Source organism: Streptomyces lusitanus, from assembly GCF_042647945.1.
In the GTDB taxonomy this organism is placed as follows: domain Bacteria; phylum Actinomycetota; class Actinomycetes; order Streptomycetales; family Streptomycetaceae; genus Streptomyces; species Streptomyces pseudogriseolus.
This window is the reverse complement of sequence record NZ_JBHRWL010000019.1, coordinates 314476-338884: the sequence shown is the minus strand read 5'-3', so window position 1 is coordinate 338884 and position 24409 is coordinate 314476. Positions and strand designations below refer to the sequence as shown.

The 24409-nt window shown below is 72.4% G+C and carries 18 protein-coding genes; 9 read left to right on the top strand and 9 right to left on the bottom strand.

Annotated features, from left to right (window positions below):
• Window positions 1-296: 296 nt before the first annotated feature.
• Entirely contained in the window at window positions 297-2351 is a 2055-nt protein-coding gene (locus tag ACFOSY_RS27000) for a helix-hairpin-helix domain-containing protein (RefSeq protein ID WP_394311505.1), read from the bottom strand.
• On the bottom strand, window positions 2348-3334 hold the full coding sequence (locus tag ACFOSY_RS26995) for an aldo/keto reductase (protein WP_394311503.1): 987 nt from the start codon (window positions 3332-3334) through the stop codon (window positions 2348-2350). Before ACFOSY_RS26995 ends, ACFOSY_RS27000 begins: the two co-directional genes overlap by 4 nt.
• Before the next feature lie 189 nt (window positions 3335-3523).
• On the opposite strand from ACFOSY_RS26995, the gene ACFOSY_RS26990 reads away from it, so the two are divergent.
• Together ACFOSY_RS26990 and ACFOSY_RS26985 are read left to right on the top strand one after the other, a co-directional pair.
• The gene (locus ACFOSY_RS26990; RefSeq protein WP_394311501.1) at window positions 3524-4579 is read left to right on the top strand and encodes an LLM class F420-dependent oxidoreductase; all 1056 of its coding nucleotides are present in this window, start codon (window positions 3524-3526) and stop codon (window positions 4577-4579) included.
• A gap of 294 nt (window positions 4580-4873) precedes the next feature.
• Window positions 4874-5662, top strand: a complete 789-nt coding sequence (locus ACFOSY_RS26985; protein WP_394311499.1) for a ferritin-like domain-containing protein — start codon at window positions 4874-4876, stop codon at window positions 5660-5662.
• Window positions 5663-5714: 52 nt separating this feature from the next.
• Here the strand turns inward: ACFOSY_RS26985 and corA are convergent, their stop codons facing one another.
• Window positions 5715-6710: a magnesium/cobalt transporter CorA gene (gene corA, locus ACFOSY_RS26980; RefSeq protein ID WP_394311497.1), complete on the bottom strand. Its 996-nt coding sequence runs from the start codon at window positions 6708-6710 to the stop codon at window positions 5715-5717.
• A 107-nt stretch (window positions 6711-6817) separates the two neighbouring features.
• On the opposite strand from corA, the gene ACFOSY_RS26975 reads away from it, so the two are divergent.
• From ACFOSY_RS26975 to mshC, 4 genes are all read left to right on the top strand, one after another.
• Window positions 6818-7504, top strand: coding sequence for a histidine phosphatase family protein (locus tag ACFOSY_RS26975; protein ID WP_394311495.1), 687 nt, complete (start codon window positions 6818-6820; stop codon window positions 7502-7504).
• An 87-nt stretch (window positions 7505-7591) separates the two neighbouring features.
• Window positions 7592-8182, top strand: a complete 591-nt coding sequence (locus ACFOSY_RS26970; protein WP_394311493.1) for a DUF3090 domain-containing protein — start codon at window positions 7592-7594, stop codon at window positions 8180-8182.
• Window positions 8146-8979, top strand: coding sequence for an SCO1664 family protein (locus ACFOSY_RS26965; RefSeq protein ID WP_394311491.1), 834 nt, complete (start codon window positions 8146-8148; stop codon window positions 8977-8979). The genes ACFOSY_RS26970 and ACFOSY_RS26965 overlap by 37 nt, the downstream gene beginning before the upstream one ends.
• Window positions 8980-9091: 112 nt before the next feature.
• The gene (gene mshC / locus ACFOSY_RS26960; protein WP_394311488.1) at window positions 9092-10321 is read left to right on the top strand and encodes a cysteine--1-D-myo-inosityl 2-amino-2-deoxy-alpha-D-glucopyranoside ligase; all 1230 of its coding nucleotides are present in this window, start codon (window positions 9092-9094) and stop codon (window positions 10319-10321) included.
• Between the two features lie 52 nt (window positions 10322-10373).
• On the opposite strand, the gene ACFOSY_RS26955 is transcribed toward mshC, so the two are convergent.
• The 6 genes from ACFOSY_RS26955 to ACFOSY_RS26930 form a co-directional block, all read right to left on the bottom strand.
• Complete coding sequence (locus ACFOSY_RS26955; RefSeq protein WP_364040438.1) at window positions 10374-11360, bottom strand: PAC2 family protein; 987 nt, start codon at window positions 11358-11360, stop codon at window positions 10374-10376.
• A 189-nt stretch (window positions 11361-11549) separates the two neighbouring features.
• Entirely contained in the window at window positions 11550-12032 is a 483-nt protein-coding gene (locus tag ACFOSY_RS26950) for a GNAT family N-acetyltransferase (protein ID WP_394311486.1), read from the bottom strand.
• A gap of 123 nt (window positions 12033-12155) precedes the next feature.
• Window positions 12156-13772, bottom strand: a complete 1617-nt coding sequence (locus ACFOSY_RS26945; protein ID WP_394311484.1) for a glycerol-3-phosphate dehydrogenase/oxidase — start codon at window positions 13770-13772, stop codon at window positions 12156-12158.
• 7 nt (window positions 13773-13779) lie between these two features.
• Complete coding sequence (glpK, locus tag ACFOSY_RS26940) at window positions 13780-15318, bottom strand: glycerol kinase GlpK (RefSeq protein ID WP_394311481.1); 1539 nt, start codon at window positions 15316-15318, stop codon at window positions 13780-13782.
• Window positions 15319-15401: 83 nt separating this feature from the next.
• Window positions 15402-16196 carry an MIP/aquaporin family protein gene (locus ACFOSY_RS26935; protein ID WP_006135332.1) on the bottom strand — a complete coding sequence of 265 codons (795 nt, stop codon included), beginning with the start codon at window positions 16194-16196 and terminating at the stop codon, window positions 15402-15404.
• Between the two features lie 696 nt (window positions 16197-16892).
• Window positions 16893-17657: an IclR family transcriptional regulator gene (locus ACFOSY_RS26930; RefSeq protein WP_290008367.1), complete on the bottom strand. Its 765-nt coding sequence runs from the start codon at window positions 17655-17657 to the stop codon at window positions 16893-16895.
• A 299-nt stretch (window positions 17658-17956) separates the two neighbouring features.
• Here ACFOSY_RS26930 and metH point away from each other — a divergent pair, with 299 nt between their 5' ends.
• From metH to ACFOSY_RS26915, 3 genes are all read left to right on the top strand, one after another.
• Window positions 17957-21469 (top strand): methionine synthase, encoded by a 3513-nt coding sequence (gene metH, locus ACFOSY_RS26925; RefSeq protein ID WP_394311477.1) that lies wholly within the window; start codon window positions 17957-17959, stop codon window positions 21467-21469.
• 128 nt (window positions 21470-21597) lie between these two features.
• A complete protein-coding gene (locus ACFOSY_RS26920; protein WP_394311475.1) occupies window positions 21598-22299 on the top strand; it encodes an HAD family hydrolase in 702 nt (233 codons plus the stop codon).
• A gap of 461 nt (window positions 22300-22760) precedes the next feature.
• Window positions 22761-24368, top strand: coding sequence for an ABC transporter substrate-binding protein (locus tag ACFOSY_RS26915; protein ID WP_394311473.1), 1608 nt, complete (start codon window positions 22761-22763; stop codon window positions 24366-24368).
• The last annotated feature ends 41 nt before the right edge of the window (window positions 24369-24409 follow it).

Genomic DNA, 24409 nt, shown 5'->3' with positions numbered 1-24409 from the left:
CGCAGCGCCTGCTGCTCAGACCTGGCGGCGCCCTGGCGCGGGCGCCTGTGCGAGCGGCGGCGAAGCGATCGCCGTCCCGCCGTTCAGGCCCCGCCCGGTGAGCCACGGGTGAGTCGCGGCCCGCCGCGAACCATGCGCGCACCTCGGGGCGATGCCCGGCCCGCCGTCCTCGCGTCCCCCGGGGCCTGCCGCGCCGCGCCCGTGTGACCGGCCGCGTGACCTCGCCGCGCCTCGCCCGCCGCCCGCGGCCACGCTCACCGCCGCGCCCACGCGAATCCCCCGCGCCCCTCCGGGGCCTACACCTCCGCCGCAGGCAACTGCGGTGCCAGCAGTACCGGCAGGCGTGTCGTGCGGGGCTTGGCCGGGACTTCGGCGACCGCTCGGGGGAGGGCCTGGTCCACGCCGTGGACCACCGACAGGTGGCGGTCGGCGCGGCTGAAGGCCGTGTAGATCCAGGGGCGGCTCAGCGCGGGGACCGCGTCGCCGGGGAGGACCACCACCGCCGCCGGCCAGCGGCAGCCCACCGCCTGGTGCGCGGTCAGCGCCCAGCCGTGCCGTACCGACTGCTCCACGCGGTCCCGCGGCACGACGACCGTCTCGCCCGCGCAGTCCAGGCGCAGGCCCTCGCCGTCCGCCCCGGTCACGCGGCCCGGCAGGATGCGCCCGGGGGCGGGGGAGTACGCCACCCGGTCGCCGGGGTCGAAGCCGGCGAAGCGGCCCGGGCCCGGGTTCAGCCGCTCCTTCAGCGCCGCGTTCAGCACGCGTGTCCCCACCGCGCCGCCGTGGCCCGGGGTGATCACCTGCGTCTCCTCGGCCGGCACCCCGATGGCGCGCGGCACCGAGTCCGCCACCAGCTGCACGGTCCGGTGCACCGCCTCGCCCGCGTCCCGCACGGGCACGATGACGACCTCCTTGTCGGGCGCCTCCACCTGGAGCAGCTCGCCGACGCCGATCCCCGAGACCAGCTCGCCCAGCGGCCCCGGATCCGGGCGCCGGGAGGCGATCTGCGGACAGGCCCGCGCCGCCGCCAGGTCCGCGAACACCCGCCCGGGACCCACCGACCACAGCACCGCGGGGTCGCCGGACAGCACCAGCCGCGCCCCGTCCGGCAGGGACTCCGTGAGCAGCGCGGCGGTCTCCACGTCGAGCTGCGGCGCGTCCAGCACCACCAGCAGGTCCACGGCCAGCGCGCCCTCCGGGTCCCGCCCGGGTCCCTCGGCGCCGGACAGCAGACCGGCGACCGTGGCGACGCCGGGGCCGTCGACGCGGGACGCGAACCGCCGGCGCCCGACCGGGGTGTGCGTGGCGGCCCAGGCGCGCAGCCCCATGCCGTGCGCCGCGTCCAGCAGCGCCGCCGGCTCGGCCAGCGCGGCCTCCCCGCCGGTGTGCAGCACCAGTCCGTGCCGCGCGGCCGCGCGGATCAGGTCGGCGGCGGAGCCCTGTGCCGCGGCGGCCGCCTCCTCCCACTCCTCGGCCGCCCCGTCCTGCTTGGGCGCGGAGTTGATCAGCCGGGCCAGGCCGTCGGCGAGGCTCTCCTCGGCGAGGGCGCAGCGCTCAAGGCCGACCAGCACCCGCACCGGCTGCTCCGCGTCCTCCGCCTCATCAGCGACCTGCCCGGCCTCGCCGAGCGCGTCCTGGAAGACGAGGACGTCCCCCTCGGCGATGGCGTCGCGCACCGCGTCCTCGGGTTCGGGGACGCCCTGGCGGCCCAGCGCCTCGGTGAGCGCGGCCATCTCCAGCACCGTGTGCCCGGCGGGCGCGGCCTGCTCCAGCAGCCAGACGGTCAGGGCGCGGCCCCGCCGCTCGTCGCCGGGCGCGGCCTCGCCGCCGAGCAGCGCACGGGCGAACCCGTCCGCCTGCTCGGGCCGGACGCCCGGGACCCGCAGAAGCTGCCAGGGGTCCTCCCGCAGCAGGTCCGCGGCGGCCTCCCCGAGCGCCGCGGCGGCCGGCGCGGCGAGCGTGCCGGGCGCGCCGCCCCGCGTCAGCACCTCCCGCACCGCGTCCACCGTGCCCTCGGCGGGCGCGGCCGGTCCGTCGGGGACCACCGGGGCGCGCCGCACCGGCTCGGGCGCGGGGCGCCGGGGCGCGGGACGCGCCTCCTCGAACACGGTCGCCGGCGGCTTCTCCCCGCTCTCCACGGCCCGTACGGCGGCGAGCAGTTCGGCCGCCGTGCCGCTCAGCTTGGTACCGGCCTCGATCGGGCCCTGCCGCTCCGCCTTGCGCCGCTCGATCCGCTCCCGCTCCAGGCGCTGCGCGGCCAGCTCCGCCTCGGCCTCGGACACCTGCGCGCCCTCGGCGGGCGTGCCGTCGTCCGCGCTCCTCGGCTCCTCAGGGGTCTCCGGCGTGCTCACAGCGTGCTCCAGTCGTGATCGGGATAGCGGTGCACCGGAGCCGACACGTCGTCGAGCGCCCGGCAGATCTCGTCAGGAAGACTAAGCGTCTCCACTGACAACGCCGCCGTGAGCTGCTGCGCCGTGCGCGCGCCCACGATGGGCGCGGTCACCCCGGGCCGGTCGCGGACCCAGGCGAGCGCCACCTGGAGCGCGGTCACCGCGAGCCCGTCCGCCGCGGTCGTCACCGCGTCCACGATCCGGCTCGCCGTGTCGTCCAGGTACGGGGCGACGAACGGCGCCAGATGCTCCGAGGCGCCGCGCGAGTCCGCCGGGGTGGCGTCACCGCGGTACTTGCCGGTGAGCACGCCCCGCCCGAGCGGGGAGGACGGCAGCATGCCGATGCCGAGGTCGATCGCGGCGGGCAGCACCTCCCGCTCCACACCGCGCTGAAGCAGCGAGTACTCCATCTGGGTGCTCGCCAGGCGGGTGCGCGCGCCCGGCGCGGCGAGCTGCCAGGTCGCGGCCTTGGCGAGCTGCCAGCCGCAGAAGTTGGACACGCCCGCGTACCGCGCGCGCCCGCTGGCGACGGCGATGTCGAGCGCCTGGAGCGTCTCCTCCAGCGGGGTGGCCGGATCGTAGGCGTGGATGTGCCACACGTCGACGTGGTCGGTGCCGAGGCGGGCCAGCGAGGCGTCCAGGGCGGACAGCAGATGGCCGCGCGAGCCGTCGAACCGGCGGTCCGGGTCGGGCACGCTGCCCGCCTTGGTGGAGATCACCAGGTCCCGGCGCGGCACCAGCCCGTCCATCAGCCGACCGAGCAGGTACTCGGCCTCCCCGTCGCCGTACACGTCGGCCGTGTCGACCAGCGTCCCGCCCGCGTCCCAGAACGTCTTCAAGAGCTCTGCCGCGTCGTGCTCGTCGGTGTCGCGGCCCCAGGTGAGGGTCCCGAGCCCGATCCGGGACACACGCAGGCCGGTACGGCCGAGATGCCTCTGCTCCATGAACGCCGAGATTACTGGCCCGGGCTGCGCCTGTGGGGGCCTGTGGACAACCGTTTTCCGGGCGGTGCGCGCCCGCCGCGGGGCCGCCGGTCCCGTGCCGCCGGCCTCCCGCGTCCCTGCCTCGCCGGCGCGGGAGGTATAGGGTCTCCGTACGTCACGTTACTGATCGGTAAGGTAAGGGGAGAGGCCATGCAGCTAGGGATCAACCTCGGCTACTGGGGCGCCGGAATGGACGCGGACAACCTCGCCGTGGCCCAGGAGGCGGACCGCCTCGGATACGCGGTCTGCTGGGCCGCCGAGGCCTACGGCTCCGACGCCGCCACCGTCCTCGCGTACGTCGCCGCCCGCACCGAGCGCATCGACGTCGGCTCCGCCATCTTCCAGATCCCGGCCCGCCAGCCCGCCATGACCGCGATGACCGCGGCCACCCTCGACTCGCTGTCCGAGGGCCGCTTCCGCCTCGGCCTCGGCGTCTCCGGCCCCCAGGTCTCCGAGGGCTGGTACGGCGTCAAGTTCGGCAAGCCGCTGGCCCGCACCCGCGAGTACGTCGAGATCATCCGCAAGGCGATGACCCGCGAGCGCCTCTCCTACGAGGGCGAGCACTGGACCCTGCCCCTCCCCGGCGGCCCGGGCAAGCCGCTCAAGCTCACCGTGCACCCGCAGCGCGAGCACATCCCGCTCTACGTCGCCGCGATCGGCCCCAAGAACCTCGAGCAGACCGGTGAGATCGCCGACGGCGCCCTGCTGATCTTCCCGTCCGCCGAGCACCTCGAGGACACCGCCGTCCGCCACCTGCGCGCGGGCCGCGAGAAGGCCGGCAAGACCCTCGAGGGCTTCGACATCTGCCCGACCGTCCCGCTCGCCCTGGGCGACGACAAGGACGTGGCCGCCCTCGCCGACACCTTCCGCCCCTACACGGCGCTGTACGTCGGCGGCATGGGCAGCCGCAAGCAGAACTTCTACAACCAGCTCGCCCAGCGCATGGGGTACGAGCGGGAGGCCGCCGAGATCCAGGACAAGTACCTGTCCGGCGACAAGCAGGGCGCGGCCGCCGCCATCCCGCACGACCTGATCGACCGCACCACCCTGCTCGGCTCGGTCGACCGCATCGCCGACGGCATGAAGGCCTACGCGGCCGCCGGGGTCACCACCCTCACCCTCGCCCCGGCCGGCTTCACCCTCGACGAGCGGCTGGCCTCGCTGCGCGCGGGCGTCGAGGCCCTGGAGCGCGCGGGCCTGGCCTGACCCGTCCGGCCGCCGCCGCGTCCCCCGCGGCGGCGGCCAGGTCCCACGGCCGTGGTGGGGGCTCGGGGGTCGACCCCGCCACGGCCGTCACCCACACCAACGCCCGACACGCGCCGGGGTCACGCGCCCCGCACGCCCCCGCCGTGCCGCCCCCGCCGTCCGGCACGTACGCCGATCGGCGCAGTTGTCCGCCGCACCTGTTGCCGTCCCTCCGCCGCCGCACTTGACTCCTTGCTTGCGGAGCTGTGGACATGCGGACCGCGGAACTGCGGACGCCGCGGAGAGGTGGGCCCCATGCTGTCGGCGAAGAGCCTGTTCCAGGAGATCCTCGACAACGACGATTCCTTCGCGCTGTTCTGCTCGATCGCGGCCAGCGGGGAGTCCCAGGGCGGCTGGGAGAACGCCCGCATCGCGGCGCTCGTGCCCGGCACGCAGCGCGACCTCGCGCCCAAGATCACCCGGCACGGCGCCGACGAGGACAAGCACGGCCGGATCTTCAACGCCCTGCTGAGGAAGCGCGGTCTGGAGCCCGTTCCGGTGCCCCCGGAGACCGACTACACGATGCTCCTTGAGCGCAACGGCATCGGCCTGGCCCACGACAAGCTCAAGCGCGACGAGCCGCTCACCGCGCAGGACATCGTCACCTACCTCGCCCACAGCCGGGTCACCGAACAGCGCGCCTCCGAGCAGATGCAGATGCTGCGCAAGCACTTCGCCGACCACCCCGACCTCGGCCGCGCGGTGAAGATGATCTCCAACGACGAGGACAACCACCTCGCCTACTGCCACGAGGAACTGCTGCGCTTCGCCTACGCCGGACACGGCCGCGCCATCCAGCGGACCCTGCGCGAGTGCGCGCTCGCCGAGATCCGCGTCTACCGCGACGTCAGCCTCGCCGTGATGGCCCACATGGGCCGCATCCTTGGCTGGCCGAAGCCCAAGGCGGCGCTCCTCGCGGCCGGCATCCACGCCGTGTACCGGTACGAACGCCTCGGCGGCTGGCGCCGCATGGTCTCGCTGCGGATGCCGGAGCGGCGCAACGCACTCGGCGGCCCCGCGACCCCGGAACCGGAAGCCGCCTGACCGCCGCCGTAAGCCACGGCCACCCCGGCCACAGCCACCCCCGGCCACCCCCTTACAGCCACCCCCGGCGCTTGAAGGTGCGGAACAGCCCCACCTCCAGCGCCGCCATCAGCGCGATCACCGCCGGGTACGACCACGTCCAGTGCAGCTCGGGCATGTGCTCGAAGTTCATGCCGTAGATCCCCGCGATCATCGTGGGGACCACGGCCATCGCCGCCCACGCGGAGATCTTGCGCATGTCGTCGTTCTGCTGGACGCCGACCTGCGCCAGATGCGCCGACAGCACGTCCGACACCAGCCGGTCCAGGCCCTCCACCGACTCGTTGACCCGGGTGAGGTGGTCGTGGACGTCACGGAAGTACGGCCGCGCCTTCTCCTCCACGAAGGGCACCCGCACCCCCTGTGTGCCCACCCCGGCCAGCCGGGCCATCGGCCCCGCCAGCGGCACGGTCGCCCGGCGGAACTCCAGGATCTGCCGCTTGAAGCCGTAGATCCGGGACGCGGTGTGCTTCGAGCCGCCCGCCTCGGGGGTGAAAACCACCGTCTCCAGCTCCTCCAGGTCGGTCTGGAGCTCGGTGGCCACCTCCAGATAGTGGTCGACCACGGCGTCGGCGACCGCGTACAGCACCGCCGTCGCCCCTTCCCGCTGAAGCTCCGGCTCCCGCTCCAGCCGGTCCCGCACCGCGTCCAGCGGGGCGCCCTCCCCGTGCCGTACGCTCACCGCGAACGAGTCGCCGAGGAAGATCATGATCTCCCCGGACGAGACGGTGTCGCTGTCCGGCTCGTACGTCACCGGCTTGAGGACCGCGAAGAGCGAGTCGTCGTACACCTCCAGCTTGGGCCGCTGATGCGCCTTGAGGGCGTCCTCCACCGCCAGCGGATGCAGCCCGAACTCCCGCGTGACCAGGTCGAACTCCTCCGCCGTCGGCTCGTGCAGCCCGATCCAGACGAAGCCTCCCGCCGACCGCGCCTCGTCCAGTGCGTCGGAGAAGTCCTGGGGGCCCTCCGAGCGGTGCCCCTCCCGGTAGACGCCACAGTCGACGATCACGAAACGTGTCCTCCCGTCCCAGCAGCCGGTCTGCCGTCCCGTTCCCGTTCCCCCGTCGTTCACACGCCCCGGTCCCCGCGTACGCCGGTGCGCCTACGCTGGGCGCCATGCCCACGTTGCTCCTGGTCCGGCACGGACGATCCACCGCCAACACCGAGGGACTGCTCGCCGGCTGGACGCCCGGCGTGCACCTCGACGACCGAGGGACCGCACAGGCCTCCGCCCTGCCCGGCCGGCTCGCCGCGCTGCCGCTGGCCGAGGTCGTCACCAGCCCGCTCGACCGCTGCCGGGAGACCGTCGCCCCGCTGCTCCAGGCCCGCCCCGGCCTCACCCACCACACCGACGAGCGCATCGGCGAGTGCCACTACGGCGACTGGACCGGACGCAAGCTCGCCGAGCTCAAGGACGAGCCGCTCATGGAGGTCGTGCAGGCGCACCCCTCGGCCGCGGCCTTCCCCGGGGGGGAGTCCATGCGCGCCATGCAGACGCGCGCCGCCGAGGCCGTGCGCGAGTGGAACGCGCGCGTGGAGCGCGACCACGGCCCCGACGCCGTGTACCTGATGTGCTCGCACGGCGACATCATCAAGTCCCTGGTGGCCGAAGCCCTCGGACTTCATCTCGACCTCTTCCAGCGGATCTCCGTCGAACCGTGCTCCGTCACCGCCATCCGCTACACCCGGCTGCGCCCCTTCCTGCTCAGGCTCGGCGACACCGGCGACCTCGCGTCCCTGGCGCCGCGCGAGGAGCCGCCCGCCGGCGACGCCACGGTGGGGGGCGACGCGGGCGCACCGTGATCGTTCCCCGCAGTAGGGTGAAGCGACCGCCACGTCGCGGTCCGACCCGCCCACCGCCCGATCCCCGACTTCCCATGGAGACAGGACGTGTCCCGTCAGGTGTTCCTCTACGACCAACCGGAACGTTTCGTGGCCGGCACGGTCGGACTGCCAGGGCGCCGTACGTTCTTCCTCCAGGCCTCCGCCGGCTCCCGGGTGACCAGCGTGGCCCTGGAGAAGACCCAGGTCGCGGCGCTCGCCGAACGGATGGACGAGCTGCTCGACGAGGTGGTGCGCCGCAGCGGCGGCAGCGCGGCGGTGCCCGCGATGGCGCCGACCGAGATCACCGACACCGCCCCGCTGGACACCCCCGTGGAGGAGGAGTTCCGCGTCGGCACCATGGCGCTCGCCTGGGACGGCGAGGAGCAGCGCATGATCGTGGAGGCGCAGGCCCTCGTCGAACTGGACGCCGAGTCCGACGAGGATCTCGCCGAGGCGGAGGAACGGCTCCTCCAGGACGAGGAGAACGGCCCCCCGATGCTGCGCGTCCGGCTCACCGGGGCGCAGGCGCGGGCCTTCGCCAAGCGCGCCCTGGACGTCGTCAACGCGGGCCGGCCGCCGTGCCCGCTGTGCAGCCTCCCGCTCGACCCGGAAGGACACGTATGTCCGCGCCAGAACGGATACCGCCGCGGAGCGTGACCGCCACCGACCCGGCCGCGGCCGAGCTGCTCGCCCGCGGCGAGCTGACCGTGCGCGGACGCATCCGTGAGGCGTCGAACGCCGCGCTGTACTGCACCGTCACGTACGAGGGCCGCGAGGCCGCCTGCGTCTACAAGCCCGTCGCGGGGGAGCGCCCGCTGTGGGACTTCCCCGACGGCACCCTGGCCGGCCGCGAGGCCGCCGCGTACGAGGTGTCCCGGGCGACCGGCTGGGACCTGGTGCCGCCCACCGTGCTGCGCGACGGCCCGTACGGCGAGGGCATGTGCCAGCTGTGGATCGAGACCGCGCCCGGCGCCGAACTGCTCGCCCTGGTGGACGGCGAGGAGCCCGAGCCGGGCTGGAAGGCGATCGGCTTCGCCGAGGTCGGCGAGGGCCGCACCGCGCTGCTCGTGCACGCCGACGACGAGCGCCTGCGCCGCCTCTCCGTGCTCGACGCGGTGATCAACAACGCCGACCGCAAGGGCGGACACCTGCTGCCCACGGCGGACGGCCGGCTCTACGGCATCGACCACGGCGTCACCTTCAACACCGAGAACAAGCTACGCACCCTGCTGTGGGGCTGGGCGGGGGAGCCGCTGCCCCAGGAGGCCCTGGACGTCCTCGCGGCCCTCACGGACGCCCTCGCCGCCTCGGGGCCGCTCACCGCCGCCCTGACCCCGCTGATCACCCCCGCCGAGATCGACGCCACCCGCGCCCGCGTGGACTCCCTGCTCGCCGCCCGCACCCACCCGGAGCCGGGCACCGACTGGCCGGCCATTCCCTGGCCCCCGGTCTGACCGTCACGGACGGCGGCGACGCACACGGCGCGGCAAGACGCAAGAGCGCCGTCCCGGCCATCCGGCCCGTTCCGGTTCGTATCCGGAACTCCGGTCCGGTTAGGCTCATGACATGCATGCCTGGCCCGCTTCCGAAGTCCCCGCCCTGCCCGGTCAGGGCCGCGACCTGAGGATCCACGACACCGCGACCGACGGTCCTGTCACCCTCGACCCCGGTCCCGTCGCCCGTCTCTACGTCTGCGGCATCACGCCCTACGACGCCACCCACATCGGACACGCGGCGACCTACAACGCCTTCGACCTCGTGCAGCGCGTGTGGCTCGACAACAAGCGGCAGGTTCACTACGTCCAGAACGTCACCGACGTCGACGACCCGCTGCTGGAGCGGGCCGAGCGCGACGGCGTCGACTGGACCGCGCTCGCCGAGCAGGAGACCGCCCTGTTCCGCGAGGACATGACGGCCCTGCGGATGCTGCCGCCCCGGCACTACATAGGCGCCGTCGAGGCCATACCCGGCATCGTCCCGATCGTCGAGCGGCTCCGTGAACTCGGCGCCACCTACGAGATCGACGGCGACATCTACTTCTCCGTCGAGTCCGACCGGCACTTCGGCGAGGTCTCGCGCCTCGACGCGGCCACCATGCGGATGCTGTCCGCCGAACGCGGCGGCGACCCGGACCGCCCGGGCAAGAAGAACCCCGTCGACCCTATGCTCTGGATGGCCGCCCGCGACGGCGAGCCGAGCTGGGACGGCGGCTCCCTCGGCCGGGGCCGCCCCGGCTGGCACATCGAGTGCGTGGCCATCGCCCTCGACCACCTCGGCATGACCTTCGACATCCAGGGCGGCGGCTCCGACCTGGTCTTCCCGCACCACGAGATGGGCGCCTCGCACGCCCATGTGCTCACCGGCGAACACCCGATGGCCAAGGCCTACGTGCACGCCGGCATGGTCGCCCTGCACGGCGAGAAGATGTCCAAGTCCAAGGGCAACCTGGTCTTCGTCTCCCAGCTGCGGCGCGACGGCGTCGACCCGGCGGCGATCCGGCTCGCGCTGCTCGCCCACCACTACCGCTCCGACTGGGAGTGGACCGACCAGGTCCTCCAGGACGCCGTGACCCGCCTCGAGCACTGGCGCGCCGCGGTCTCCCGTCCCGACGGCCCGCCCGCCGAGGCGCTCGTCGAGGAGATCCGCGACGCCCTCGCGGACGACCTCAACGCCCCGGCCGCGCTCGCCGCCGTCGACCGCTGGACCGTGCTCCAGGAGCAGAGCGGGGGCGCCGACACCGGCGCCCCCGGCATCGTCTCCCGCGCCGTGGACGCCCTGCTGGGCGTCGCCCTGTAGGGACGTAAGGGGCGCCCCGTTCCACGAACGGGGCGCCCCTTGTCGCGTCTTCTCAGTCCTCCGACGACTCGTCGCCGTCCTGCTCCGCGTCCTTACGCGGCGGCTTGGACGGACGCGACCGCCCACCCGGCCCGTCACGGCGGAACGACGGGCCCTCCGAGCCCTCGGCGGTGGCGTGCCCGCCGGGCGGACCCGACGCACCGTCACGACGGCGCAGATACCGCTCGAACTCGCGGGCGATCGCCTCGCCCGACGCCTCCGGCAGCTCCGCGGTGTCCCGCGCCTCCTCCAGCGTCTGCACGTACTCGGCGACCTCGCTGTCCTCCGCGGCCAGCTGGTCCACGCCCACCTGCCAGGCGCGCGCGTCCTCGGGCAGCTCGCCCAGCGGGATCCGCACGTCGATCAGGTCCTCGAGCCGGTTCAGCAGGGCCAGCGTGGCCTTCGGGTTGGGCGGCTGCGACACGTAGTGCGGGACCGCCGCCCACAGCGACACCGCGGGGACGCCCGCGTGCGTGCACGCCTCCTGGAGGATGCCGACGATGCCCGTGGGCCCCTCGTACTTGGTCTCCTCCAGGTCCATGCGGCGGGCCAGGTCCGGATCGGACGTGGTCCCGCTGATCGGGACCGGACGGGTGTGCGGGGTGTCGCCGAGCAGCGCGCCCAGCACCACCACCAGCTCCACGCCCAGCTCGTGCGCGAAGCCGAGGATCTCGTTGCAGAACGAGCGCCAGCGCATGGACGGTTCGATGCCGCGCACCAGCACCAGGTCGCGCGGCTTCTCACCGCCCACCCGCACCACCGACAGCCGCGTCGTCGGCCAGGTGATCTTCCGCACGCCGTTCTCCAGGAACACCGTGGGGCGGTTGACCTGGAAGTCGTAGTAGTCCTCGGCGTCGAGCGCCGCGAAGACCTCGCCCTTCCACTCCCGGTCCAGATGCGCGACCGCGGTGGAGGCGGCGTCACCGGCGTCGTTCCAGCCCTCGAACGCGGCCACCATGACCGGGTCGATCAGCTCGGGAACCCCCTCGAGCTCGATCACCCAGCGCCTCCTTCCGACGTGCCCTCGTGTACGCACCAACCTTACGGCGTGTCCACAGGGGCGCCCGCAGCTCCCCGCACAAGGGGAGTGCCCCATCACTGCCCCGCACGGCGCCGGGAAACACCCCGCACGGCGCAGCGCCGAACGCGGCGAGGGGCGTCCCCGGCCCGGTGGCGCGGGCCCGTACGCTCACAGACGCAGCTCCAGCGTGAGCTCGTCGTGCAGGGGGATCCCGTACCGGCCCGTGCCGGGAATGGACGGCTTGAGGCGGCGCGCCGCGTCGACCGCACCCGGGGCCACCCCGACGATGCGCAGCCCGCGCCGCTGGTAGAAGCGCAGCGCGTCCAGGTTGTCGTTGGTGGTCACCAGCCACAGCCGCCGCGCACCGGCCCCGCGCGCGGTCTCCGCGGCCGCCGCGAGCAGCGCGCTGCCCACCCCGCTGTGCCGCACCGCCGCGTCCACGGTGACGACCTCGAGACCGTCGCCGGACAGGGCGTAGGTGAGCAGCCCGGCCAGGGCGCCGTCCCGCTCGGCGACCAGGGCCGGCAGCTCCGCGGCGTCGTACACGGTCCCGTGTCCCACGACGGTCGTGCCGCCCCAGGAGGCGCTCAGCAGGCCGACGACCGCCGCACGGTCGGCGGCGGTGGCGGCGCGCACATGGAGATCCCTCATGGCGGCACGCCTCAAGGCCGGGCGGGACGTGCGGGACCGGCACGCGAGAGGGGCGGCCCCGTCGGCTCGGGCCGCCCCTCACCGCACGCCGGCTCCCGTGCGGGGGAGCCGGCGCGGGCACGGTCACTTCTTGTCGAGCATCTCCTGCACGTCCGCCCGGACCTCGTCCGTGGCCAGGCCGCGGATCGTCAGGGTGGTACGGCGGCGCAGCACGTCGTCCGCCGTCTCGGCCCACTCGTGGTCCCGGGCCCACACGACCTGCGCCCAGATCTCCGGGGCGTCCGGGTGGACCCGGCGGGCCAGCGCCGGATCCTCGTTCGCCAGGCGGGCGATGTCGAAGGCCAGCGACCCGTAGTGGGTGGCCAGGTGACGGGCGGTGTCGGCCGCCATGCGCGGGCCGGGCGCCGGGCCGTCCACCAGCAGGCGGTGGGCGACGGCGCGCGGGTTGGCCACGCCCGGCAGCGGCAGCTTCTTCGGCAGCGCGCCGACCGGCTCGAAGTCCTCGCCCAGCGGGTGGCCGGGCAGTTCCTGGAGCTTGCGCATCACCGTGCGGCCGATGTGGCGGAACGTGGTCCACTTGCCGCCCGCGACGGACAGCATCCCGCCCCGGCCCTCGGTGACCACCGTCTCCCGCTTCGCCTTGGCCGTGTCGCCGGGACCGCCCGGCAGCACCCGCAGACCGGCGAAGGAGTACGTGATCAGGTCCCGGTCGAGCTGCTGGTCGCGGATGGAGAACGCGGCCTCGTCGAGTATCTGCGCGATGTCCTTCTCGTTGACCGCGACGTCCGCCGGGTCGCCCTCGTACTCCTCGTCGGTGGTGCCGAGCAGCAGCATGTCCTCCCAGGGGAGGGCGAAGGTGATGCGGTACTTGTCGATCGGCGTGGCCAGCGCGGCCTTCCACGGGGCGGTCCGCTTCAGGACCAGGTGCGCGCCCTTCGACAGCCGGATCGACGGAGCGGCGTCCGGGTCCTCCATGCGGCGCAGGTGGTCCACCCACGGGCCGGTCGCGTTGAGCACCAGCCGGGCGTTCACGCCGAACTCGTCGCCGGAGAGCCGGTCCCGCAGCTCCGCGCCGGTGACCCGGCCCTTGGTGAAGCGCAGGCCCGTCACCTCGGCGTGGTTGAGGACGACCGCGCCCGACTCGGCGGCCGCGCGGACCGTCATCAGCGCCATGCGCGCGTCGTTCATCTGGTCGTCGCCGTACACGGCCACGGCCTTGAGGTTCTCGGTGCGCAGCTCCGGCACGTCCAGCGCGGCCTTCGCCGGCGACAGCAGGTGCCCGACGCCGTCACCGAAGGCGGACAGCGCCGAGTAGGCGAACACACCGGCCCCGAGCTTCGCCGCGCCGTGCGGCCCGCCCTTGTACACGGGGAGGTAGAACGTGAGCGGGTTCGACAGGTGGGGGGCCACCTGGCGGGAGACCGCACGGCGCTCGAAGTGGTTCTCCGCCACCAGCTTCACCGCGCCGGTCTGCAGGTAGCGCAGGCCCCCGTGGAGCAGCTTGGAGGAGGCGGAGGAGGTGGCTCCGGCGAAGTCGCCGGCGTCCACCAGAGCCACCCTGAGACCGGACTGCGCGGCGTGCCAGGCGGTGGAGATGCCCAGGATGCCGCCGCCGATGACGAGGAGGTCGTACGACGCCTTGGAGAGCTGCTCCCGGGTCTCGGCTCGGCTCGGGTTCGGGCCGGACGCCGGGTGCGTCCCCAGGGCAGGTACGGACTGCAGGGTGGCTTGGGTGGTCATGGCGGTTCTACTCCTCGTCCTCGAGCCAGCCCATGGTCCGCTCGACGGCCTTGAGCCAGCTCTTGTACTCACGGTCGCGGGTGTCCGCGTCCATGCGGGGGGTCCACTCGGCGGCCCGTCGCCAGTTGGCGCGCAGGTCGTCGGTGCTGTTCCAGAAGCCGACGGCCAGGCCGGCGGCGTAGGCGGCGCCGAGGCAGGTGGTCTCGGCGACCATCGGGCGCACCACGGGGGCGTCCAGGAAGTCGGAGAGCGTCTGCATCAGCAGGTTGTTGGAGGTCATGCCGCCGTCGACCTTGAGGGCGGTGAGCTCCACGCCGGAGTCCTTCGTCATGGCGTCGGCGATCTCCCGCGTCTGCCAGGCGGTGGCCTCCAGGACGGCGCGCGCGAGGTGCGCCTTGGTGACGTACCGGGTGAGGCCGGCGATCACACCGCGGGCGTCGGAGCGCCAGTACGGGGCGAACAGACCGGAGAAGGCCGGCACGAAGTAGGCGCCGCCGTTGTCCTCGACCGACAGCGCCAGGGTCTCGATCTCGGCGGCGGTGGAGATCAGGCCCATCTGGTCGCGCATCCACTGCACCAGCGAACCGGTGACGGCGATCGAGCCCTCCAGGGCGTAGACCGGCTTCTGGTCGCCGATCTGGTAGCCGACCGTGGTCAGCAGGCCGCTGTAGGAGTTGATGATCTTGTCGCCGGTGTTCATCACCATGAAGGTGCCGGTGCCGTAGGTCGACTTGGTCTCGCCCTCGGCGAAGCAGGTCTGGCCGAACAGCGCCGCCTGCTGGTCGCCCAGCGCCGAGGCGACCGGGATGCCGCCGAGCAGGTCGCCCAGCCTGCCGCCCTTGATCTCGCCGTAGACCTCGGCGGAGGAGCGGATCTCCGGCAGCATCGGGGTCGGGACGCCGATCGACTCGGCGATCTTCTCGTCCCACTGCATGGTGTGCAGGTTCATCAGCATGGTGCGGGAGGCGTTGGTGACGTCCGTGACGTGCCGGCCGCCGTCCGTTCCGCCCGTGAGGTTCCAGATGACCCATGTGTCCATGGTGCCGAAAAGGATGTCGCCCGCCTCCGCACGCTCCTTCAGGCCCTCGACGTTGTCGAGCAGCCAGCGCGCCTTCGGACCGGCGAAGTAGGAGGCCAGGGGCAGGCCGGTCTCGCGGCGGAAGCGGTCCTGGCCGACGTTGCGGCCCAGCTCACGGCACAGGGCGTCGGTGCGGGTGTCCTGCCAGACGATGGCGTTGTGGACCGGCTCACCGGTGTGCCTGTCCCACAGCACGGTGGTCTCGCGCTGGTTGGTGATGCCGATGGCCTTGATGTCGTCCCGGGTGATGCCGGCCTTCTCGACGGCGCCGGCGACGACCTCCTGGACGTTGACCCAGATCTCGGTGGCGTCGTGCTCCACCCAGCCGGGCTTGGGGAAGATCTGCTCGTGCTCCTTCTGGTCGACGGACACGATGCGTCCGTCGCGGTCGAAGACGATGCAGCGGGACGAGGTGGTGCCCTGGTCGATCGCGGCGATGAACGGGCCGGCGGTGTGGGCGTCGGTCACGGTGTGCTCCTGAAGGTTCTCTGGTTACGGGGCAGTGGGTACGGCGCTACTGCAACGATCGCGGTGGAAGCCGGTGAGGTCATCTATGCGAAGGCGACGTTGTAGACGCCGGCCGCGATGGCGCCGCCGATCAGCGGACCGACCACCGGGACCCAGGCGTACGACCAGTCGGAGCCGCCCTTGTTGGGCAGCGGCAGCAGGGCGTGGACGACACGGGGGCCGAGGTCACGGGCGGGGTTGATGGCGTACCCGGTCGGGCCGCCCAGCGACAGGCCGATCGAGACCACCACGAGCGCGGTGATCAGACCGCCCAGCACGCCGAGGCCGTTGCCCGCGTCGTTCAGGCCCTGGGTGAGCACGGCGAGCAGCAGCACGAAGGTGCCGATGATCTCCGTGGTGAGGTTCTGCACCGTGTTCCGGATCTCCGGACCCGTGGAGAAGATGCCGAGCACCGGGCCGGCGCCCTTCTCCTGCGCCTCGACGGCCTTGGCGGACGTGGTCTGCGCGCCAGGACCGCCGACGATCTCCTTGTCGGTGAGGTGCGCCTGGAACTGCCCGTAGTAGGCGAGCCACACCAGCGCGGCGCCGATCATGGCGCCGAGGAACTCCCCGGCGAAGTAGGTCGGGACGTTCGTCCACTCGCCGTCCTTGATGGCGAGGGCGACCGTCACGGCCGGGTTCAGATGGGCGCCGGAGAGCGGCCCCGCTATGTAGACCGCCGTCATGACGGCGAAGCCCCAGCCGAAGGCGATGGCGAGCCAGCCGGCGTTACGGGCCTTGGAGGCCTTGAGCGTCACGGCGGCGCACACACCGCCGCCGAGCAGGATGAGTATGGCGGTACCGATGGTCTCGCCGATGAAGATGTCGGAGCTGGACACCCGCGACTCCTTTGTCCTTCGTCCAGGGATGCCGACCCCCGGGTCCCTCCGGGGATTGGCGCCCTCAGGGGGTGAGAGCGATGCCGGCCCTTGGCGTTGTCCCACTCTAGCGCGTATTGCCGGTAGGTGTTCGACAATGCCGACCGATGGACGGGAGTCTTGCCCGGCACCGGAGATGCGTCAAGAGTCTCGGTTGTCGAAAACGCGATCGTTACTGATCGCCCTGGGCGTCTCTGTGACACGGTCCCGCCCGAGGCGCCTCAGGGGCGCGGGGAACTGCCCGCCCAGCCCCGTACGGCCTGCACCCGGCGTGCAAGCGGCCCCGGCACCCCGGTGGCCGTACGGGGGTGAGGTGCGGGCCCGCTGGAGGGGTGCCGCCTGCGCCCACCCGTGCCGCCCCTAGCGGCACGACTGCCCGCAGTCGACAGGGGCGCGGGGAACTGCGCGCTCAGCCACGGTGCGGCCTGCACCCGGCGTGCAAGCGGCCCCGGCACCCCGGTGGCCGTACGGGGGTGTGGCGCGGGCCCGCTGGAGGGGTGCCGCCTGCGCCCACCCGTGCCGCCCCTAGCGGCACGACTGCCCGCAGTCGACAGGGGCGCGGGGAACTGCGCGCCCAGCCACGGTGCGGCCCGCACCCGGCGTACAAGCGCCGCCGGCACCCCAGTGGCCGTGGCGGCCATGAACGGCCCCGCCGATTCAGAAGCGTCCGGCGCCCAGATCCCGCGACACCGCACGCGCACAGTCCCGCACCGCCGCGATCAGCTCGGGCCGCAGCTCGCCGTCCTTCCGCAGCCGCTCCACCGCACCCGTGATGCCGACCGCCCCGACCGGCATGCGCCGCCGGTCGTGGATGGGCGCGGCGAGGGAGGCCACGCCCTCCCAGGTCTCCTCCACGTCCGCCGCGTAACCCCGGGCGCGCGTGAGGTCGAGGATCTGCTCGAACGCGTCGACGTCGCACACCGTGCGGTCGGTGAACGCCTTGCGGTCGGCCTCCAGCGCCTCGCTGTGCGCGACCGGGTCGTACGCCGACAGCACCTTGCCCAGGGCCGTGGAGTGCAGCGGCTGCATGGCGCCGATCTCCAGCACCTGCCGGCTGTCGTCGGGCCGGAAGACGTGGTGCACGATCAGCACGCCCTGCTGGTGCAGCACCCCGAGGTAGACGCTCTCCCCGCTGGAGCGGGCCAGGTCGTCCGTCCACACCAGGGCGCGGGCCCGCAGCTCGTGCACGTCCAGATAGGTGGTGCCCAGGCGCAGCAGCTCGGCGCCCAGCTGGTAACGCCCCGAGGCCTCGTCCTGCTCGACGAACCCCTCCTGCTGGAGAGTGCGCAGGATGCCGTGGGCGGTGCCCTTGGCGAGGCCCAGCGAGGAGGCGATGTCCGAGAGGCCGAGCCGTCGCTCGCCGCCCGCGAGCAGGCGCAGCATCGCTGCCGCCCGTTCGAGCGACTGGATGTTCCGTGCCATCGCCGTACTGCCTCCGTCCCCTTCGAGCGCCGACTCACGACGTCGCTGCCGCTGTTCGGCAATGCCGAACACTACCGGTCGATGCCGACCCTCCGCTAATGGTCGGCCATGATCGGTCGCGTCTCTCCCGCCCCGACCGTCGCCCGTCGGCCATCTTCGTCCGGCCCGTGGACGCCCCCGACGCCAGGGGGCCGTCCCGGATACCCTGACGAGGTGCGCCCTGCCGGGGAAGCTCGAACAGGTGACTTTTCCGGGCAGCCGCAAAGCCGACAGCCGTCGCACCTGAGGGAGCCCCTTTCATGGCCTCGTTGCCGCTGACCCCTTCCGCCGACAGCAGGACCCGTGTGTCCGCGCTCCGTGAGGCCCTGGCCACCCGTGTGGTGGTCGCCGACGGAGCCATGGGCACGATGCTCCAGGCCCAGGACCCCACGCTCGAGGACTTCGAGAACCTCGAGGGCTGCAACGAGATCCTGAACCTGACCCGCCCCGACATCGTCCGTTCGGTGCATTCCGAGTACTTCGGCGCGGGCGTCGACTGCGTGGAGACCAACACGTTCGGCGCCAACCTCACCGCATTGGGCGAATACGACATCGCCGAGCGCGTGCTCGAACTGTCCGAGGCGGGCGCCCGCATCGCCCGCGAGACGGCCGACGAGTTCACCGGCCGCGACGGCCGTCCGCGCTGGGTGCTGGGCTCCATGGGTCCGGGCACCAAGCTGCCCACCCTCGGCCACACCACGTTCGGAGCCATCCGCGACGCCTACCAGCAGAACGCGGAGGGCCTGCTCGCCGGCGGCGCCGACGCCCTGCTCGTGGAGACCACGCAGGACCTGCTCCAGACCAAGGCGTCCGTCATCGCCGCACGCCGCGCCATGCGGGCCGTCGGCCTCGAGGTCCCGCTGATCGTGTCGGTGACGGTGGAGACCACCGGCACCATGCTGCTCGGCTCCGAGATCGGCGCCGCCCTGACCGCGCTGGAGCCGCTGGGCATCGACATGGTCGGCCTGAACTGCGCGACCGGCCCCGCCGAGATGAGCGAGCACCTGCGCTACCTGGCGCGCCACTCCCGCGTCCCCCTGTCGTGCATGCCGAACGCGGGCCTGCCCGAGCTGACCAAGGACGGCGCACACTACCCACTGACCGCGTCCCAGCTGGCGGACGCGCAGGAGACGTTCGTGCGGGAGTACGGGCTGTCGCTGGTGGGCGGCTGCTGCGGTACGACGCCGGAGCATCTGCGGCGGCTGGTGGAGCGGGTGCGGGAGCTGGCCCCGGTGGAGCGCGACCCGCGGCCCGAGCCGGGTGCGGCGTCGCTGTACCAGAGTGTGCCGTTCCGGCAGGACACCTCGTATCTGGCGATCGGTGAGCGCACCAACGCCAACGGGTCGAAGAAGTTCCGTGAGGCCATGCTGGAGGGCCGGTGGGACGACTGCGTGGAGATGGCGCGCGAGCAGATCCGTGAGGGCGCGCACCTGCTGGACCTGTGTGTGGACTATGTGGGCCGTGACGGTGTGGCGGACATGCGGGAGCTGGCCGGGCGGTTCGCGACCGCGTCCACGCTGCCGGTCGTGCTGGACTCCACCGAGGTGGAGGTGATCCGGGCGGGTCTGGAGATGCTGGGCGGCCGCGCGGTGATCAACTCGGTGAACTACGAGGACGGCGACGGTCCGGAGTCGCGTTTCGCGCGGGTGACGGAGCTGGCGCGGGAGCACGGTGCGGCGCTGATCGCGCTGACGATCGACGAGGAGGGCCAGGCCCGTACCGCCGAGAAGAAGGTGGAGATCGCCGAGCGTCTGATCGCGGATCTGACCGGCAACTGGGGCATCCGTGAGGAGGACATCCTCGTGGACTGTCTGACGTTCACGATCTGCACCGGTCAGGAGGAGTCCCGCAAGGACGGCGTCGCCACCATCGAGGGCATCCGTGAGCTGAAGCGCCGTCATCCGGACGTGCAGACCACGCTGGGCCTGTCGAACATCTCCTTCGGCCTGAATCCGGCCGCGCGCATCCTGCTGAACAGTGTGTTCCTGGACGAGTGTGTGAAGGCGGGTCTGGACTCGGCGATCGTGCACGCCAGCAAGATCCTCCCGATCGCCCGGTTCAGCGAGGAGGAGGTCACCACCGCCCTCGACCTGATCTACGACCGTCGTTCTGAGGGTTACGACCCGCTGCAGAAGCTCATGCAGTTGTTCGAGGGGGCGACGGCGAAGTCGCTGAAGGCGGGCAAGGCCGAGGAGCTGGCGGCGCTGCCGCTGGACGAGCGGCTCAAGCGGCGCATCATCGACGGTGAGAAGAACGGCCTGGAGGCCGACCTCGACGAGGCGCTTCAGACGCGTAAGGCGCTGGACATCGTCAACGACACCCTGCTGGACGGCATGAAGGTGGTCGGTGAGCTGTTCGGGTCGGGGCAGATGCAGCTGCCGTTCGTGCTCCAGTCGGCCGAGGTGATGAAGACGGCCGTCGCCCACCTCCAGCCGCACATGGAGAAGACCGACGAGGCCGGCAAGGGCACGATCGTGCTGGCCACGGTGCGCGGGGACGTGCACGACATCGGCAAGAACCTGGTCGACATCATCCTGTCGAACAACGGCTACAACGTGGTCAACCTCGGTATCAAGCAGCCGGTGTCGGCGATCCTGGAGGCCGCGGACGAGCACAAGGCCGATGTGATCGGCATGTCGGGTCTGCTGGTGAAGTCCACGGTGATCATGAAGGAGAACCTGGAGGAGCTCAACCAGCGCGGCCTGGCCGCCGACTACCCCGTCATCCTCGGCGGGGCCGCCCTGACCCGCGCCTACGTGGAGCAGGACCTGCACGAGATCTACCAGGGCGAGGTCCGCTACGCCCGCGACGCGTTCGAGGGCCTGCGCCTGATGGACGCCCTCATCGGCATCAAGCGCGGTGTTCCCGGCGTGACGCTGCCGGAGCTGAAGCAGCGGCGGGTGCGGGCGGCCACGGTGGAGGTCGAGGAGCGTCCCGAGGAGGGCAGCGTCCGCTCCGACGTCGCCACCGACAACCCCGTCCCCGCCCCGCCGTTCTGGGGCACCCGCGTGATCAAGGGCATCCAGCTCAAGGAGTACGCCGGCTGGCTCGACGAGGGCGCGCTGTTCAAGGGCCAGTGGGGTCTCAAGCAGGCCCGCACCGGCGACGGCCCCACCTACGAGGAGCTGGTGGAGACCGAGGGCCGGCCGCGCCTGCGCGGTCTGCTGGACCGGCTCCAGACGGAGAACCTGCTGGAAGCGGCCGTGGTCTACGGCTACTTCCCGTGCGTCTCCAAGGACGACGACCTGATCATCCTGGACGACGACGGCAACGAGCGCACCCGCTTCACCTTCCCGCGCCAGCGCCGCGGCCGCCGGCTGTGCCTGGCCGACTTCTTCCGCCCGGAGGAGTCCGGCGAGAAGGACGTCGTCGGCCTCCAGGTCGTCACCGTCGGCTCCCGCATCGGCGAGGAGACCGCCCGGCTGTTCGAGGCCAACGCCTACCGCGAGTACCTGGAGCTGCACGGCCTGTCCGTCCAGCTCGCCGAGGCCCTCGCCGAGTACTGGCACGCCCGCGTGCGCTCCGAGCTGGGCTTCGCGGGCGAGGACCCGGCCGCCATGGAGGACATGTTCGCCCTGAAGTACCGGGGCGCCCGCTTCTCCCTCGGCTACGGCGCCTGCCCCGACCTGGAGGACCGCGCCAAGATCGCGGACCTGCTCCAGCCGGAACGCATCGGCGTCCGGCTCTCCGAGGAGTTCCAGCTCCACCCCGAGCAGTCCACGGACGCCATCGTGATCCACCACCCCGAGGCCAAGTACTTCAACGCCCGCTGAGCCGGTGCGGCCGCCGCCCCGGCCGCCGCACCAGGCACTTCCGGCGCGCACGTCGTAGACTGGTCGGTCCACTGCAGGCCGGTTCCCTCCCGGGAACCGGCCTGATGGTCCCTACAGGAGGTAGGTGGATGACCAGTACGGTCCCCGCGCTCGGAACCCTTACGGCCGAAGGCTCGGCCCTCCAGGCGGTGCTCCTCGACATGGACGGCACCCTGGTGGACACCGAGGGCTTCTGGTGGGACGTCGAGGTGGAGGTGTTCAAATCCCTCGGTCACACCCTCGACGACGCCTGGCGCCACGTGGTCGTCGGCGGCCCCATGACCCGCAGCGCGGGCTTCCTGATCGAGGCGACCGGCGCCGACATCGGCCTCGACGAGCTCACGGTCCTGCTCAACGACGGCTTCGAGAGCCGTATCGACCACGCCCTGCCGCTGATGCCGGGCGCCGCGCGGCTGCTCGCCGAGCTGGCCGAGCACGAGATCCCGACGGCGCTCGTCTCCGCCTCCCACCGGCGCATCATCGACCGGGTGCTGCCCGTCCTGGGCCCCGAGCACTTCGCCCTGTCCGTCGCCGGGGACGAGGTGCCCCGCACCAAGCCGCACCCCGACCCCTACCTCGCGGCGGCCGCCGGGCTCGGCGCCGACCCCGTGCGCTGCGCGGTCGTCGAGGACACGGTCACCGGCGTCACCGCCGCCGAGGCGGCCGGCTGCCAGGTCGTCGCGGTGCCGTCCGTGGGCCCCATCACCCCGGCCGCCCGGCGCACGGTCGTCCCCTCCCTCGACGTCGTGACCCTGCCGTTCCTGCGCGGCCTGATGACGGACCTCCGCTGAGGTCTGCCCGGCCGCTCACCGAGCGTGCACCCCCCGCCCGGAACAGGCGTGCGCGGCGCTCCGTCCAGGGGCCGTTCCGTCCGAGCCGTCCGCATGTGTTCCGGCCGCCGATGGCGTATATGCACTGCTCCCGGGCCCCTTTTCACATGTGAACTTCACCACATGTCCACAGCTCGACAACGATGTCCGGACGTGCATCCCGCCCGATTCAGGAGATCACCGGCGCGCCCATGTGTCCCGATTGGTAGGAAGCTGCACCAATCCTTCCCCGGTCATCCCTGTCGGTCCGTTCACACCTGGTTCCGCTGCGTGATGAGCCCCCAACTCCGGGGGCAGCGAACGCTCCTGCGGACGCGGACTAATGTCGTCACGAGAACCGCACCCCCCCTCCCTGGCCTCCGCCGTGCCGACCCCTGCACGCGGACGGTACGGAGTCGACAACGTCCTGGAGAAACTCGAGCATGAACCGCAAGACTTTGGTGCTGGCGGCCGCGATGGGCCTGCTCGCGCCGGTGCTCGCCGCCTGTGGTGACACCGAGAGCGGCAGCGGCGACGGCGATGCGATCGTCGTGGGCACCACGGACCGGTTCACCGCATCCGAGGAAGAGGGCCTCGCCCCCCTCGACCCCGCCTGGGCCTACGACGTCGGCACCTGGAACATCCTGCGCCAGACCGTCCAGACCCTCATGGTCCAGCCCCGCGGCGAGGGCGAGCCGGTGCCCGACGCCGCCAAGTCCTGCGGCTTCACCGACGCCGGCAACGAGCGGTACAGCTGCACCCTGCGCGACGGCCTGAAGTTCTCCAACGGCGACCCGATCACCGCGCAGGACGTGAAGTACTCCATCGACCGCGCGATCTCCCTCGAGGGCGACAGCGGCGTCTTCGCCCTGCTGTCCACCATCGACACCGTCGAGACGCAGGGCGACAGCGAGGTGATCTTCCACCTCAAGGCGGCCGACGCCACCTTCCCGTACAAGCTGTCCACCCCCGTCGCGGGCATCGTCAACAAGGACGACTACGCCCAGAACAAGCTGCGCGAGGGCTTCGACGTCGAGGGCTCCGGCCCGTACACGATGGAGGCCAAGGTCGAGGACGGCGCCCTGGTCCGCGCCACCTTCACCAAGAACCCCTCGTACAAGGGCGCGCTCCAGGTCAACAACGACAAGGTCGAGATGGTCGCCTACGACAGCGCCGACGCCATGGGCGACGCGCTGAAGGACGGCGAGATCGACGTCATGACCCGCAGCATGTCGCCGGAGCAGATCCAGCAGCTGTCCAACGCCACCGACGGCGAGATCGAGCTGGTGGAGACCCCGGGTCTGGAGATCCGCTACCTGGCCTTCAACACCAAGGCCGAGTCGGTGAAGGACAAGGCCGTCCGCCAGGCGATGGCCCAGGTGATCAACCGCGACGAGCTCGTCGGCAAGGTCTACGGCAGCCAGGCCGAGCCGCTGTTCTCGCTGGTCCCCGCCGGCGTCGCCGGCCACTCCAACGCCTTCTTCAACAAGTACGGCGACCCGAACGTGGCCCAGGCCCGCGAGCTGCTCGAGGACGCCGACGTCGAGACGCCGGTGCAGCTCACGCTGCACTACACGACCGACCACTACGGTCCGGCCACCAAGACGGAGTTCGAGCAGCTCAGCAAGCAGCTCAACGACAGCGGCCTGTTCCAGACGGACATCCAGGGCACCACCTGGGACAAGTTCCGCCCGGCCGGCCAGAAGGGCAAGTACGACGTCTACGGCATGGGCTGGTTCCCGGACTTCCCGGACGCCGACGCCTTCATCGCGCCGTTCCTCGACGAGGACAACTTCCTCAACTCGCCCTACTCCAACACCGAGATCCGCAAGGACCTGATCCCCGCGTCGCGGCGCCAGGCCGACCGGCTCAACGCCTCGAAGAGCTTCACCAGGATCCAGGACATCGTCGCCGACGAGGTCCCGGTGCTGCCGCTGTGGCAGGGCAAGCAGTACCTCGCCGCCCGTGACGACATCACCGGCACGGCGTACGCGCTCAACTCCTCCTCCACGCTCCAGCTGTGGGAGCTCGGGCGCGGCGTCAGCGGCTGACGGTCCGCCGCACGCACGACGTGGGGGCGCCCTCCCGGCCG